This window comes from Leifsonia sp. SIMBA_070 (assembly GCF_046534635.1).
GTDB lineage: Bacteria > Actinomycetota > Actinomycetes > Actinomycetales > Microbacteriaceae > Leifsonia.
Window position 1 is genome coordinate 1 of sequence record NZ_JAWRYK010000963.1, and the last position, 235, is coordinate 235.

The following is a 235-nucleotide window of genomic DNA, read 5'->3' on the forward strand; positions in this document are numbered from 1 at the left end:
TCTGCTTCACCGGAATGGTCTCCGGCTTGCCCGCCGAGGCGGAGGCGCCGTGTTCCTTCTCCCGTGCCGCACGCTCCTTGCGGCTGAGGATCTTCATGCCGGACAGCTTGAGCAGTGCCGGGGTCAGAGTGGTGGCCACCAGTACGGCGATGGCAACGCAGGCCGCGCCCACGGTGCCCATCAGGCCCAGGAAGGGAATGCCGGTGATGTTCAGGGCCAGCAGGGCAATGAACAC

At 66.4% G+C, this 235-nt stretch carries 1 protein-coding gene; it reads right to left on the minus strand.

Annotated elements, in window-relative coordinates:
• Nucleotides 1-235 (minus strand): MMPL family transporter (locus SB754_RS23025; protein WP_410784570.1); only part of this gene is annotated, 235 nt, incomplete at both ends.